At 67.8% G+C, this 901-nt stretch carries 1 protein-coding gene; it reads left to right on the top strand.

The window, feature by feature from the left end:
• Positions 1-901 (top strand): FtsK/SpoIIIE domain-containing protein (locus Y705_RS0115445; protein WP_253908656.1); only part of this gene is annotated, 901 nt, incomplete at both ends.

Raw genomic sequence — 901 nt, 5'->3', positions numbered from 1 at the left:
GGCCCTGCCCGGCCATGACGGCGGATTTCCCGCACCACCGGCCGTGCTCGCCCGTTGGCGGGAAACGCAGCATTCCTCGGGCCTTGGTTGTCCGATCGGCGTCGACGCCAAGGGCGCGCTCTTATTCGATCTGACCCGTGAAGGCCCGCACCTGTTGGTGGCGGGTACCACCGGGTCCGGAAAGTCCGAGTTCCTCCGCACGCTCCTTCTGGGCATCGCGGCGAACCATTCACCTGCCCGGGTGACCTTCCTGCTGATCGATTTCAAGGGCGGCTCGGGACTCGGCAAGCTCGCACGGCTTCCCCACACCGTCGGGTTCCTTTCCGACCTCTCGACCGAATCCGTCACGCGCTCCCTGATCTCCCTCCGGGCGGAGTTGAGCCGCCGTGAAGCGATCCTGGCGGCCCATGGCGCGCAGGACATCTCGGAGCTCTCCTCGCAGGCAGGGCACGCCATGCCGCGCCTGCTCGTGGTCATCGACGAGTTCCGCATGCTGACCGATGAGGTTCCCGGTTCGGCCCAGGGGCTGATGAAGATCGCGACCCTCGGCAGGTCCCTCGGACTCCACCTGGTGATGGCGACCCAGCGCCCCCAGGGCGCGATCACCCCTGACATCAGGGCCAACGTGACTACCGCTGTAGCCTTTCGGGTCCAGACCGCCATGGATTCCCAGGACATCGTCGGTTCGTCCGCCGCCGCGGTCATTCCTGTCACCTTGCCCGGCCGCGCCATCATCCGGGTAGGTTCCGGCAGCCCCACTCCCTTCCAGGCCGCATCGCTTTCCCTCGGGAGGACGCAGGCGACCGCCTCCGGCGTCGAGGAGCTCGACGCGCACCTCAGGAGCCCGGTGTGCGGGTCGATCCCAGCCGACGAACGAGCACCATCGGCAGGAACGACCCGT

Source organism: Arthrobacter sp. H41, from assembly GCF_000520535.1.
In the GTDB taxonomy this organism is placed as follows: Bacteria; Actinomycetota; Actinomycetes; order Actinomycetales; family Micrococcaceae; genus Arthrobacter_D.
This window is presented reverse-complemented; position numbering and strand designations above follow the sequence as displayed.